Annotated in this window: 15 protein-coding genes and 1 riboswitch; of the genes, 14 read left to right on the forward strand and 1 reads right to left on the reverse strand. The window is 42.6% G+C overall.

The features are described from left to right. Positions 1 to 11 precede the first annotated feature (11 nt). From KSU66_RS11430 to KSU66_RS11480, 11 genes are all read left to right on the forward strand, one after another. Positions 12 to 1,034, forward strand: coding sequence for an ABC transporter ATP-binding protein (locus KSU66_RS11430; protein WP_269051591.1), 1,023 nt, complete (start codon positions 12 to 14; stop codon positions 1,032 to 1,034). Further along, positions 1,031 to 2,050 carry an ABC transporter ATP-binding protein gene (locus KSU66_RS11435; RefSeq protein ID WP_269051592.1) on the forward strand — a complete coding sequence of 340 codons (1,020 nt, stop codon included), beginning with the start codon at positions 1,031 to 1,033 and terminating at the stop codon, positions 2,048 to 2,050. Before KSU66_RS11430 ends, KSU66_RS11435 begins: the two co-directional genes overlap by 4 nt. Positions 2,051 to 2,335: 285 nt before the next feature. Next, complete coding sequence (gene ureA, locus KSU66_RS11440; RefSeq protein WP_269051593.1) at positions 2,336 to 2,638, forward strand: urease subunit gamma; 303 nt, start codon at positions 2,336 to 2,338, stop codon at positions 2,636 to 2,638. Positions 2,639 to 2,653: 15 nt separating this feature from the next. Beyond that, complete coding sequence (locus KSU66_RS11445; RefSeq protein WP_269051594.1) at positions 2,654 to 3,022, forward strand: urease subunit beta; 369 nt, start codon at positions 2,654 to 2,656, stop codon at positions 3,020 to 3,022. Further along, the gene (gene ureC / locus KSU66_RS11450) at positions 3,019 to 4,734 is read left to right on the forward strand and encodes an urease subunit alpha (protein WP_269051595.1); all 1,716 of its coding nucleotides are present in this window, start codon (positions 3,019 to 3,021) and stop codon (positions 4,732 to 4,734) included. Before KSU66_RS11445 ends, ureC begins: the two co-directional genes overlap by 4 nt. Positions 4,735 to 4,754: 20 nt before the next feature. Next, positions 4,755 to 5,201 (forward strand): urease accessory protein UreE, encoded by a 447-nt coding sequence (locus tag KSU66_RS11455; RefSeq protein WP_269051596.1) that lies wholly within the window; start codon positions 4,755 to 4,757, stop codon positions 5,199 to 5,201. After that, positions 5,143 to 5,883, forward strand: a complete 741-nt coding sequence (locus KSU66_RS11460; RefSeq protein WP_269051597.1) for an urease accessory protein UreF — start codon at positions 5,143 to 5,145, stop codon at positions 5,881 to 5,883. Before KSU66_RS11455 ends, KSU66_RS11460 begins: the two co-directional genes overlap by 59 nt. A gap of 18 nt (positions 5,884 to 5,901) precedes the next feature. Beyond that, on the forward strand, positions 5,902 to 6,531 hold the full coding sequence (gene ureG / locus KSU66_RS11465) for an urease accessory protein UreG (protein WP_269051598.1): 630 nt from the start codon (positions 5,902 to 5,904) through the stop codon (positions 6,529 to 6,531). A gap of 67 nt (positions 6,532 to 6,598) precedes the next feature. Then, on the forward strand, positions 6,599 to 7,330 hold the full coding sequence (locus tag KSU66_RS11470; protein WP_269051599.1) for an urease accessory protein UreD: 732 nt from the start codon (positions 6,599 to 6,601) through the stop codon (positions 7,328 to 7,330). A gap of 66 nt (positions 7,331 to 7,396) precedes the next feature. Further along, positions 7,397 to 7,873, forward strand: a complete 477-nt coding sequence (locus tag KSU66_RS11475) for an acyl-CoA thioesterase (RefSeq protein WP_269051600.1) — start codon at positions 7,397 to 7,399, stop codon at positions 7,871 to 7,873. 114 nt (positions 7,874 to 7,987) lie between these two features. Further along, a riboswitch (SAM riboswitch) is annotated at positions 7,988 to 8,101 on the forward strand. 119 nt (positions 8,102 to 8,220) lie between these two features. Next, the gene (locus tag KSU66_RS11480) at positions 8,221 to 9,333 is read left to right on the forward strand and encodes a 5-methyltetrahydropteroyltriglutamate--homocysteine S-methyltransferase (RefSeq protein WP_269051601.1); all 1,113 of its coding nucleotides are present in this window, start codon (positions 8,221 to 8,223) and stop codon (positions 9,331 to 9,333) included. Positions 9,334 to 9,406: 73 nt separating this feature from the next. Here the strand turns inward: KSU66_RS11480 and KSU66_RS11485 are convergent, their stop codons facing one another. After that, positions 9,407 to 9,880 (reverse strand): immunoglobulin-like domain-containing protein, encoded by a 474-nt coding sequence (locus tag KSU66_RS11485; protein ID WP_269051602.1) that lies wholly within the window; start codon positions 9,878 to 9,880, stop codon positions 9,407 to 9,409. A 113-nt stretch (positions 9,881 to 9,993) separates the two neighbouring features. On the opposite strand from KSU66_RS11485, the gene KSU66_RS11490 reads away from it, so the two are divergent. From KSU66_RS11490 to KSU66_RS11500, 3 genes are all read left to right on the forward strand, one after another. Continuing rightward, positions 9,994 to 10,944 carry a hypothetical protein gene (locus KSU66_RS11490; RefSeq protein ID WP_269051603.1) on the forward strand — a complete coding sequence of 317 codons (951 nt, stop codon included), beginning with the start codon at positions 9,994 to 9,996 and terminating at the stop codon, positions 10,942 to 10,944. 149 nt (positions 10,945 to 11,093) lie between these two features. Further along, complete coding sequence (locus KSU66_RS11495) at positions 11,094 to 11,828, forward strand: sulfite exporter TauE/SafE family protein (protein ID WP_269051604.1); 735 nt, start codon at positions 11,094 to 11,096, stop codon at positions 11,826 to 11,828. Positions 11,829 to 11,957: 129 nt separating this feature from the next. Then, complete coding sequence (locus KSU66_RS11500; protein ID WP_269051605.1) at positions 11,958 to 12,728, forward strand: hypothetical protein; 771 nt, start codon at positions 11,958 to 11,960, stop codon at positions 12,726 to 12,728. Position 12,729: the final 1 nt, after the last annotated feature.

The following is a 12,729-nucleotide window of genomic DNA, read 5'->3' on the forward strand; positions in this document are numbered from 1 at the left end:
AGGGTCAAAAATTGAAAGAAAACATCTTAGACGTTAACAACTTGCACGTTTCATTTAAGACCCGAAACGGAGCAATCACTGCAGTAAAAGGCGTAAGTTTCTCTGTAAAAAAAGGAGAAACGCTCGCAATTGTTGGTGAATCGGGTTCCGGAAAATCGGTCACGGCAAAATCGATTATGCGCTTATTACCTAAACATAGTGCGGATACTCCGCTTGGTGAGATTATATACGAAAACCAGGATTTACTAAAAATGTCCGCAAAAGAAATACAAAAAGTAAGAGGCTCAGAGATTTCCATGGTATTCCAAGATCCGATGACCTCGTTGAACCCGACGATGAAAATTGGTAAGCAAATTATGGAGGGGCTCTCGAAACACCAAACGTTAACAAAAGCCGAAGCACGACAAAGAGCGTTGGAGATGTTAGAACTTGTTGGCATACCGAACGCAAAATCTCGATTGGACGCCTATCCGCACCAATTTTCTGGTGGCATGAGACAGCGTGTAGTCATTGCGATGGCGCTTGCATGTAATCCTAAACTATTAATAGCGGATGAGCCGACAACGGCACTAGACGTGACGATACAGGCACAAATTTTGCAACTTATGAAAGACTTGCAAGAAAAAATGGATACTGCGATTATTCTCATTACGCATGACTTGGGTGTTGTTGCAAATATGGCCGATCGGGTAGCGGTTATGTATGCGGGTGAAGTTGTGGAGTACGGCACGTTGGATGAAATCTTTTACGAAACACAGCATCCTTATACACTGGGACTTCTTGGTTCCATGCCGAATTTAAATGCCAGCAGGTCAGAGCCGCTTATTCCAATTCCCGGTTCTCCACCAGACTTGGCTACATTAGGGACCGGATGTCCATTTGCTGCTCGGTGTCCGTATACGATGAAAGTTTGTCACGATTTCCATCCTGAAACAACGCATTTAAGTAACAGCCATTCAGTATCATGTTGGCTGCAAGATTCTCGCACACCCGCGAATCATGCACCTGAAACAGTTGGGAGTGCACACGAATGAAGGAAAAACAGGATTTACTCGTCATTAAAGATTTAAAGAAGCATTTTAAGATAGACAGAAAAGAGACGCTAAAAGCCGTCGATGGGATTAGTTTTACCATTAAAAAAGGGGAAACACTAGGGCTTGTAGGTGAATCGGGTTGTGGGAAGTCAACAGTCGGAAGGACGATTACCCAAATCTATCAACCTACGAGTGGTGAAATCATTTTTGATGATGAAAACGTCCATGGTAAGTATAGTAAGGCGGAACAAAAAAAGAAGAAGCGGGATATGCAAATGATTTTCCAAGATCCGTATTCGTCTCTCAATCCGCGTATGACCGTTATGGAAATCATTTCAGAAGGTGTGCTTATCCATGCAACGAATTCATCCGTCCAAGAGCGAGAACAAAAAGTAAATGAGTTGCTGGAGCTTGTTGGGTTGAACAAAACCCATTCGGGGCGCTATCCGCATGAATTTAGCGGTGGGCAAAGGCAAAGAATCGGTATTGCCCGTGCACTTGCCGTCGATCCGAAGTTTATTGTGGCGGATGAACCGATTGCCGCACTTGATGTGTCGATTCAAGCTCAAATCGTGAATCTGTTGAAGACGCTTCAAAAAGAAAAAGAGCTTACTTATTTATTTATAGCGCATGATCTGTCGATGGTGAAATACATAAGTGATCGAATTGCAGTTATGTATTTAGGTAAAATTGTCGAGTTGACTGAAAGTGAAACACTTTACGAGCATCCGATGCATCCTTATTCGGAAGCACTACTTTCGGCAATTCCGCTACCTGATCCGAAAATGGAGCGTTCCAGAAAACAAATTGTGTTGAAAGGCGATGTGCCAAGCCCGATAGATATTCCAAGTGGTTGCAGATTCCGAACAAGATGTCCAAAAGCGATGGGCGTATGTTCGATAATCGAGCCGGATTTCGTGGAAAGAGTACCAGGTCATTTTGTTGCATGCCATTTGCATGATGAACAAGTGATGGCACGGGAAGACGCTGTTCCTATTCATAAAGAGTTGTCCTAATTGTTTGGGACAGCTCTTTTGTTATTATTAAAAAATGATTTTCCACACATCCCAATTGCGGAAATGTTTACTAAAGTTATCCAATCCATTATAATTAGACAATCGACACGTTACCTCCACACGCCTTTATAAACCCGCCTAAGCCGGGTTCCAATCAACAGGACTCATGTCCAAAATGCATGTTCATGCGCAACAACTACACAAAATTTGAATAATGAAGTATAAGCCTATTGTTTTCATCAAAGACTGAGGTTTATTTACTATACAAAAAAGGGGCGCTTTATATTGAAATTATCACCAGTTGAACAGGAAAAACTACTTCTTCACGTAGCGGGCGAACTAGCGCTTAAACGTAAGGAGCGCGGGGTTAAATTAAATTATCCCGAATCCATGGCATTACTAAGCCATTACATTATGGAAGGGGCACGTGACGGAAAGACGGTTGCTCAGTTAATGAGTGAAGGGAAGCAAGTGCTAACAGTCGAGGATGTTATGGAAGGTGTCGGCGATATGATTAGTGACGTGCAAATCGAGTGTACATTCCCCGATGGAACAAAACTTGTGACGGTTCACAACCCAATTCAATAAGAGGAGAGTGTTTTAATGATTCCAGGAGAGATTAGACCAGCAGAAGGCTTAATTGAAATAAATGTCGGGCGTCCGACAAAAACAGTAAGTGTTTCAAATACGGGAGATCGCCCAATTCAAGTCGGATCCCATTTTCACTTTATCGAGGTAAATAAGTTTCTTGAATTTGATCGTGAACATTCGGTTGGTATGCATTTGAATATTCCATCGGGCACTGCGGTGCGTTTTGAGCCAGGTGAGGAGAAGGAAGTTGAACTCGTCGAATTCGGTGGAAAACGTCATGTATTCGGATTGAACATGCTTACAGAAGGATCGACACATAATAAGGAAGAAATTATTGAGAAAGCATCCGAAGGCGGCTATAAAGGAGCTGAGAAGGAATGAAAGTAACACATGATCAATATGCGAAGATGTTCGGTCCGACGGTAGGGGACAAAATACGTCTTGCAGATACGGATTTATGGATTGAAATTGAAAAGGATTATACAACCTACGGAGATGAAGGTGTTTTCGGAGGTGGGAAATCACTTCGTGTATCGATGGGGCAAAATGGAAGAAAAACACGTGACGAAGGTGTTCTCGATACGGTCATTACGAACGTCATGATTATTGATTATACAGGGATTGTGAAAGCGGATATTGGTATGAAAGATGGTCGTATTGTTGGTGTCGGAAAAGCGGGGAACCCAGATACGATGGATGGTGTCGATCAGGACATGATTATCGGAGTTGGAACCGAAGTGTACGCGGGTGAAGGGTTGATTGCGACAGCGGGCGCCATTGACACACATATTCACTTCATTAGTCCACAACAAGTTGAGACTGCACTTAATGCTGGAACGACAACGTTCATTGGCGGGGGATCGGGTCCGGCTGCTGGATCGAAGGCTACGAGTGTGTCGGCGGGTGAATGGCATCTTCACCGCACGCTTCAAGCGGTTGAAGATTTACCGGTTAACGTTGGGCTTCTTGGGAAAGGGAGCGCATCCACTCACGAACCAATTATTGAACAAATCCGAGCGGGCGCAATCGGCATGAAAATTCATGAAGACTGGGGTGCGACACCGGATGCGCTAGACCAAAGTTTGTCGGTTGCGGATGAGTATGATATCCAAGTTGCACTTCACTCAGATACGCTCAACGAAGCGGGTTTTGTAGAAGATACAATTAAAGCAATCGATGGCCGTGTCATTCACGTTTTCCATACGGAAGGTGCGGGCGGTGGACATGCGCCGGATCAGCTGAGAATGGCAGCATATCCGAATGTGATACCTGCGTCGACGAATCCGACGAAACCGTTTACGACAAATACAATTGATGAACATTTGGACATGTTGATGGTCTGTCACCATTTGAAACACGATGTACCAGAAGATGTGGCGTTCGCCGATTCGAGGATCCGTCCGGAAACGATTGCGGCGGAAGATATTATGCAGGATCTTGGTATCCTCAGCATTATGTCCTCGGACTCGCAAGCGATGGGTCGCGTGGGTGAAGTGACGATTCGAACGTTCCAAACGGCAAATAAAATGAAAATGCAGCGCGGTCCCCTTCCCCAAGACGAAGGAAAAGACAATGATAACTATCGCGTAAAACGCTATATTTCGAAGTTAAATATTAACCCTGCAATCGCACATGGCATTAGCCATGAGGTCGGTTCGATTGAAGAAGGAAAACTTGCGGATATTATTCTTTGGGATCCAGCATTCTTCGGAGTGAAAGCAGAAGTTGTTATTAAAGGCGGAATTGCCGTTTATGCAATGACGGGCGACCCGAATGCTTCGATTCCGACACCTCAACCGATGATGGGAAGAAAAATGTACGGTTTTCACGGTAAAGGTCCACAAAATGCAGCAATGACATTCTTGCCACAAATTGCTGTCGAGGAAGGACTTCCTGAAAAACTTGGTTTGAAGCGAATGATTGGGACTGTGAAGAACTGCCGTAATATATCGAAGGCGGACATGAAACATAACAGTGAAACGCCAGTTATTGACGTGAATCCAGAAACGTATGAAGTGAAAATCGACGGGGAACTTGCTACTTGTGAACCTGTCAGCGTTCTTCCAATGGCGCAAAGGTACTTTTTATTCTAATTAAAAAAGGGGATTAATGAATGCTTATTAATAAAGTCATCGGCAATATTGGTACAAAAGAAGATGTTTCCGATAAGAAAACAGAATGGATTGAACTGGACTGGGAAGAGTTGAGCAAACGCATTCTTCGTACAGAAACGGATCAAGGAACAGACATTGCGTTGTCGCTTGATCAGGAAGAACCGCTTCAGTACGGTGACCTTCTTTTTGAAGACCACAACCGCCGCATCGCGGTACGTACGAAAATGGAACCGGTCATTGTCATTAGCCCGAAAGATATGACGGAAATGGGGAAAGCGGCATTCGAACTTGGGAACCGTCATACGCCCTCTTTGATTGATGAAAACGAAATCATTGTACGTGCAGATCATACGTTAAATAAATTATTGGATGAAGTGGGTGTTTCGTATGAAACAACTGAAAGAAGATTTAAACAACCGTTCAAATACCGTGGACATTCCCACTGATACTGCGCTTTTACAGCTTTTCCAAATTCACGATTCAGCCTTTCCGATTGGATCATTTACACAATCTTACGGAATGGAGACGTATATTCAAGAGGATCTAATTCAAACGAAAACCGAATTGGTCGACTTTTGTACGTCTTTCTTATTCCACAACTTAGTTCGCGGCGATGCGATTCTTATTAAAGAAGCGTATCTCGCCGCTAAAAATCAAGATGTGGATAGGCTTCTTTATCTTGAGCAGCTTTGTGGCGCCATGAAGCTTGCAAAAGAATCACGCGAAGCAAGTGTGAATCTTGGAAGACAATTCATTCGGACGGTTTCCCCACTTGCGACAGATGATTTTCTTGCCAAGTGGAAGGAACGCATCGATTCGAAATCAATCAAAGGACATTACGCGGTTTTGTACGGCATTTATAGTGCAAATATGGAGATTAACGTTCATCACGCAATCATGATGTATTTATTTGCGGCGGTCAATGGACTCGTCCAAAATGCGGTCCGTGCTGTGCCGTTCGGTCAAAATACCGGTGTGCAGGCAATGCATGAAATGATTTTACCTATAACAGAAGCGGCCGAATTGGTTGATACGTTAGGTGAGGAAGATATTAGCAACAATGCGCTCGGAATTGAACTGGCATCTATGAAGCACGAATACTTATATTCAAGACTATTTATTTCTTAACTAAAAGGAGTTTTCTATATGAAACCAGTACGAATCGGTATCGGCGGACCCGTTGGATCGGGCAAAACATCGCTCGTTGACCAACTGACACGCGCGATGCATAAAGATTATCAAATTGCTGTTATTACGAATGATATTTATACACGTGAAGACGCGAAGTTTTTGATGACGAACGGTGTACTTGAAGAGAATCGTATTTTAGGCGTTGAAACGGGAGGTTGTCCACATACGGCGATTCGCGAAGATGCTTCCATGAACTTCGCTGCAATCGATGAAATGAACAGTCGTTTTGATAATTTGGATATTATTTTCGTTGAAAGTGGCGGCGACAATTTGTCCGCAACATTTAGCCCGGAACTTGTTGACGCATACATTTATGTAATCGATGTTGCAGAAGGCCAAGATATCCCGAGAAAAGGCGGACCGGCATTAACGCGCTCGGATCTTTTATTAATCAATAAAACAGACCTTGCTCCGTATGTTGGCGTTGATCTTGAGGTTATGGATAGCGACGCGAAAAAAATGCGCAATGGCAGACCTTATATTTTTGCAGACGTCCGCACACAGAAAAACGTTGACCAAGTTGTCAATTGGATTAAACACAATATGTTACTAGAAGGCGTAAAGCCCGCTGGTGAAAATGCATAAAGTAAACCGCCCGAGACATAACGGAAGACTCGACTTAGAATTTGAACCGAGAAGGGGATATACGCGGATGCCCCATGTTTTCCAACAACCTCCGTTAAAAGCAAGTCGAGAATTGTATGAAGGCAAAGACCCGACAGCAACGGTCTACGTTATGGAGTCGTCTGGTGGAATGGTCGCTGGCGACCGGAACGATATTACGGTGAAGATTGCTCCGGATAGCAAAGTTCGTTTGACTCAGCAATCGGCGTTGAAAATCTATCCATCGCATACCGGAGACACTTGTTTTTATAAGATTGATGTGGAAATGGGGGCACGTGCCCGTCTTGAATGGATGCCCGAAGTGATTATCCCGTTTGTAGATGCAAAGTTTCAAGTGGATACGACACTTAGTGTAGCCGCCGATTCAACCATTTTATGGGGAGAAATCATTGCGCCGGGACGAGAAAAACGCGGTGAAGTTTTCGATTATGAATCGTTTCGTTCGAATTTCAAAATATTTGTTGACGACGAATTAATCGCATTCGATTCCCTTCATTTTTCACCGAAAGAAGTAGACCTAAGCGGTGTTGGTGTTCTCGAAGGTGCAATGTATGTTGGATCTGTTTGGCTCGTAGCACCGAATGTAGCTGAAGTGGATATCCGTGCAATTCAAGAAACGTTGCGAGTGGGCGATGGGTTGCAGGCAGGAATGACACGGCTTGAGGGCAATGCGATCCATTGTAGGTGGCTTGGCCGCGATCAGTGGGCGTTGCAGCAAGAAATGAAACGGGTGTATGCGTTGCTAGCAGAGATGGTTTAAAACAGGACACCTCGGTGTCCTGTTTTGTTGTTTTAATTAATTATGAAAAAGTAAGGAGCATACAAAATGAATGAAACTAGACCGATGAGTCATTCACGTACAATTCAAACGCATCTCGTATTGCCACCAGATACGAATCACTTACAAACAATTTTTGGAGGAAAAGTTCTATCGTATATTGATGAAATTGCAGCCATTACGGCGATGAAACATTCAAAGACGGCTGTCGTCACAGCGTCAATTGATTCTGTCGATTTTCTTTCATCTGCACGTGTCGGGGATGTATTGGAACTCGAAGCAATTGTAACATCGACGGGTCGTTCATCGATGGAAGTATTCGTTTCGGTTCATTCTGTGAACCTTTTAACAGGGGATACGAAATTGACAACGGAGTCATTCCTTACAATGGTTGCTATGGACGAACACAATAAATCGACTCCTGTTCCCGGAATTTATCCGGAAACAGAAAAGGAAACAAGTTTGTACGAAACAGGTCCAGAACGCCGAGCGCATCGGAAATTACGAAGCGAGATGAGACACTAAGTGATTGAACAAGGTGTAATTATTAAGTAGTATATTTGAAACATTCAATACTTTCTCTATTGACTTTTAATTTAGATGCATGTAAGGTAATGATTAACAACTGAATACGTAACTTTCTTATCCAGAGAGATGGAGGGACTGGCCCTATGATATCTCAGCAACAGACTTTTTAAGTACTGTGCTAATTCCAGAAGCTTAAGTGTCATGCTTAAGACTTGGAGATGAGAAGAGCAAATAGCGATTATGCCAAAACCTCTTCTTAACTTACAGAAGAGGTTTTTCTATTTGTTACTTTATCTGGAAAGCGAAGTTGCCTCAGAAATAAAAACAGAGAGAAGGAATTTATAATGACAAACAAAACGACTACTTTAACGAAAGCACCATTCAGAGCGGATCACGTAGGAAGTTTACTACGACCAGATAACTTGCACCAAGCACGTAAAGAATTTAAAGAAGGTACAGTGACTGCAGAACAATTACGTGAAGTGGAAACGAAGGAAATTAAACGAATTGTCGATAAGCAAATTGAAGTAGGATTAGAATTGGTCACGGACGGTGAATTCAGACGGACATGGTGGCATCTAGATTTCCTAGAGCATTTGAATGGATTTGAAGGGTTTGTACCTGAGACTGGATACGTATTTGAAGGCGTTGAAACAGAGCGGTATAACGTTCGTAACAGTGGGAAAATTTCATTTAACCCGGAGCATCCGTTCATTAAAGACTTTATCGAGTTTAACGAAATTGTTGGTGGCCGTGCGGTTGCGAAACAAACAATTCCAAGTCCGAACCAACTATTCAATATCGGTATTCGTGACGAGAATATATACCCAGACATCGAGGAATACGCAAATGACATTATTCAAGCGTATAAGGATGCGCTAAACGCATTTTACGATGCGGGAGTCCGTTACTTACAATTGGATGACGTCTATATCGCTGGACTTTCTGCTCCGGATATCCCATTCAATGACGGGGCCTGTTCAAGAGACCAACTTATTGATCTAGCACTTCGTGTCATTAACGGCGTCCTAGAAGGAAAACCGGAAGATCTAGTTGTGACAACGCACTTATGCCGCGGCAACTACCAATCGACATGGGCGTTTGAAGGAAGCTATGAACTAATTGCACCAACATTACTCGCAAAAGAAAAAGTGGATGGCTTCTTCTTGGAATATGATGATGAGCGTTCAGGAGACTTTAAACCATTGGAACATGTTCCGAATGGCGGAGCAAAAGTGATTCTTGGCGTTGTTACTTCGAAAAATGGAGAAATAGAAGACAAAGAAGCGATTAAGGCACGCATTCAAGAAGCTGCAAAACATGTACCGCATGACCAATTATGCCTAAGCCCGCAATGTGGATTCGCTTCTACACATCATGGCAATAAATTAACAGAAGAACAGCAATGGGAGAAATTGAAGTTCATCGTGGATCTTTCCAAGGAAGTTTGGGGTTAATTAAAAAAAGGAGCTATAAACCATAATGGTTTTAGCTCCTTTTTCTTATATTTGCTAGTGTGTGAAGAAGGATTCATTCCACGGTAAATGGTGCAGCCACGGAGACTTCGTGAAAGGGTTCCCCTTGTGCTAGAAATGATTTTACTAATCGGTATTCCCCGGGTAAAAGTGTTACACCAAGCTCTTCAACGGAGAACTGTTGATGAACTTTTTCACCCGCTAAAAGGATGTTGCCCGAATCTGTGAACCGTTTGTTTTTCAAAAATACCGCGTCCGAATAGGTAATCATATGCCATAAACCATCGACGCGTATTTCGATATGATAAAATGCCCCGTATCCATAATTACGAAGGCTGTCATTTTGTAAAGTCGTTCCGATTAGGGAAGGTGATGTGTCGAATGAATTCTCGTCGAGAATAAGTGTAATTCCATTCTGAGCGTAATTCATTTCTTGATCTGGGGCAGGGTCAGGCAACATTCGAACCGTTGCTTCTTTTCCACAAGCGGCAAGTATAAGTATGAACACGATGAAAAATAGACGGCTCATAAGATCACCTCTACTTTTAGTATATCGATGATTCAGACAGACGACCTTGATTTCCATCAATAATTGAAACTTAATCTGTCCAATTCCGTATAGATTAAAAAGGGGTGTTCGGAATGAGAGAAGGTATACATGCAAGACAAATGGAGCTAACGATGAAACGGACTGACCGCAATCGGGTAAAGCGTCGATTGGAAGGGGTAGAAGTTCAACTACGAGAAGCGTACAAGTTGCGTGACGAACTTCACAAACTGCTAACGAAAGAACAGCAAGATGTTGTGAAGCTTGGAAAGTTTTCTTTTATGAATAAAATAAGCGAGTGGACAGGTAAATGGGATGAAAAGATGGAAAAGGAAATCTCAGAAGCAGCGGGGGCGGAGCTTAAATTTAATGAAGCGGAAAAAAACGTCGTCGATCTTGAAGCTGAAGCAAAAAAATTTAGAGCCCAGATGCAAAACCCAGATTTCGCATATATCGAAGAGGATTGGACAGCTTTTTTGAAGGAAAAAGAGACGTGGATTCGCAGGTACGATTCAGTCGCGAACGGCACGCTTCAAAAAATTGCAGATGAGCGGGTGACACTTCGTTCGACGTTGCGTGAGATTGAAGAAGCACGGGATGCCGGCAATTTAGCAAGTCGTGCACTCGAGGCTGCGCTTGATAAGCTTGGGTCCGCAGAAGGTATGTCGGTTTGGGACACGTTCCTCGGCGGAGGGTTAATTGTGTCCGCACTTAAGTACTCTGAGATTAATAGCTCAGACGATCACGTCCACCGCGCACAGCGTGCACTTCGCCATTTTGAAGCAGAATTGATGGACGTTCAAAACATCGCGTCAGAATCATTCACTGTGAATCAAAATGACATTGTCGCATTTACAGATATCTTTTTCGATAACATCTTTTCGGATTGGATGGTTCATTCAAGGATTACTGACGCAAAAAGTAAATTGAATGCTGTCTTGCAAGATGTACGTAAAGTGCAAGAACAACTCGCTAGAAAACGTGATGAAGTAAATCATGAATTGGAACGGTTGGACATACAGCAGGCAGAGATTATTGAGTCGTGATGGATAGTCATATGGTCATGATTCGCCGATAAAGATTGATGGGGCATTCAATTCTTCCACATAAGGTATTCTTATGGACTTAATACAAAACAATCGAATATCCTAATTAGTCAAATATCCGTATACTAGAAAGAAAGGCGGTGTGCGGATTGGATTACATATTATTATATTTCATCGGGATGGCGGCGATGACGCTTGGTACGTTAGCTGGCGGCGGTGGCCTAATTACGATGCCAGCGATGCTTTTGATGGGGATTCCGATTCATTCGGCTATCGGAGCGGCGAAAATATCGAACACGGTTAGTTCGTTCACAACGTTCATCACCGTTCTTTTAAAAAAGCAGATTACGTTTAAAGAGTCATTTTGGATCATTCCGGCATCGATGGTAGGTGGATTTACAGGTGGTTTCATCGCCACACGTTTGACGGAAAGTACGATGTACACGGTCGCAATCATTTTACTTATATTTGCTTTCTTTACATCATTTCTTTCAAAATCCGACTTCACTGGTACGGAAAATCTTCGTCCGACGAAAGTTGCTGTTCCGGGATTAGTTGGAGTTGGAATGTATGATGGCATGTTTGGACCCGGCCAAGGTACACTTCTTCTTTATTTGTTTAATCACTTACGTATCTCGTATATGCGGGCGATTGGTTTTGTTCGTCTTGCTACATTTTCAAGCGGATTTGGGGCGGCGATCAGTTATATTGCCATGGGGAAAATCATTTGGCCAATTGTATTTGCACTTATGGCTGGTTCCATATCCGGTGCGCAAATCGGGGTCCGCCTCGCTGAAAAATTGAATCCGAAGCATGTTAAAACCTTACTGCGTGTAGTGACGATTACGTTGATTGTTCAACTCATTATTAATCAGTTTATTTGACGAAATGCCCCTTTCTTTCATGGAAGGGGTGTTTTTATATGGAAAAGTAATTCTAATAGTCTCTTTACAACACACTCACGTATAGTGTACTATGTAACTAATACACCGGAGTAGAAAGGAGATGGACTAATGAAACAATGGAATGGGTTATTGAAAAAAGAGTGGGTATCTATGAAGGGGTGGCTTTACGGTACGGTCGGAGCTTCAATACTATTTGTCTTGATAATTCCTTTTGTCGTATCGATGTTTGTAAAGGGAGTCTTTGACGTTTTGCTATTCGCTCTTATCCCGAGTTGGATATTGTTCAGCTTAATTCTTCCTGTTATCGTTTTATTGAATTCATTGAAGAAAGAGACAGGGCGTCTCGATATTTGGTTGCATTCCCCAGTATCAATTTTTAAATTATTTGGCGTAAAAGCCATTTTTGCAGGATTTGTCGGGGCTGTGAATTTGTTCTTTGCTACGTTTGTAGGTTCAATTCAATTAAGTAATTCTAATTTGGATATAGATTTTGCATTTAGTGGGGCGGGCGTTGTGTTTATTTTTGTGTTATTCCTAGTGTCTCTGATGGCTATGTGCATAGGTCTATTTGCTAGAGTGCTTTACCTTGTAATCGAACCGTCTGTGAAGGTGTTTGCAATCCCAATCCTAGTTGGTTTCTTCTTTGTCGTATCCTGGATATTCCAAAGAATCGAAGGGACGATGATTTACGAAAAAATAACTACTTTTGGTCCAATTAGGAGCGTATCAAAGAATGGCTTTTCTATTGAAAAGGAACAATTCTTTTTTGAAGCGAATGAAACGATTTTTCATACAGGCGATCTTCTGGTGAATGTCTTGTTTACGATTCTTTTATTTGTAACTTCGGCAGTTTTATTTGAGAAGAAAGTGAGGTTCTGAC

This window comes from Sporosarcina sp. G11-34 (genome assembly GCF_026931025.1).

Coding starts and splice junctions, on each gene's coding strand:
- KSU66_RS11435 (WP_269051592.1), top strand. CDS start 1,031: ATGAAGGAAAAACAGGATTTACTCGTCATTAAAGATTTAAAGAAGCAT.
- KSU66_RS11445 (WP_269051594.1), top strand. CDS start 2,654: ATGATTCCAGGAGAGATTAGACCAGCAGAAGGCTTAATTGAAATAAAT.
- ureC (WP_269051595.1), top strand. CDS start 3,019: ATGAAAGTAACACATGATCAATATGCGAAGATGTTCGGTCCGACGGTA.
- KSU66_RS11455 (WP_269051596.1), top strand. CDS start 4,755: ATGCTTATTAATAAAGTCATCGGCAATATTGGTACAAAAGAAGATGTT.
- KSU66_RS11460 (WP_269051597.1), top strand. CDS start 5,143: ATGAAACAACTGAAAGAAGATTTAAACAACCGTTCAAATACCGTGGAC.
- ureG (WP_269051598.1), top strand. CDS start 5,902: ATGAAACCAGTACGAATCGGTATCGGCGGACCCGTTGGATCGGGCAAA.
- KSU66_RS11470 (WP_269051599.1), top strand. CDS start 6,599: ATGCCCCATGTTTTCCAACAACCTCCGTTAAAAGCAAGTCGAGAATTG.
- KSU66_RS11475 (WP_269051600.1), top strand. CDS start 7,397: ATGAATGAAACTAGACCGATGAGTCATTCACGTACAATTCAAACGCAT.
- KSU66_RS11480 (WP_269051601.1), top strand. CDS start 8,221: ATGACAAACAAAACGACTACTTTAACGAAAGCACCATTCAGAGCGGAT.
- KSU66_RS11485 (WP_269051602.1), bottom strand. CDS start 9,880: ATGAGCCGTCTATTTTTCATCGTGTTCATACTTATACTTGCCGCTTGT.
- KSU66_RS11490 (WP_269051603.1), top strand. CDS start 9,994: ATGAGAGAAGGTATACATGCAAGACAAATGGAGCTAACGATGAAACGG.
- KSU66_RS11500 (WP_269051605.1), top strand. CDS start 11,958: ATGAAACAATGGAATGGGTTATTGAAAAAAGAGTGGGTATCTATGAAG.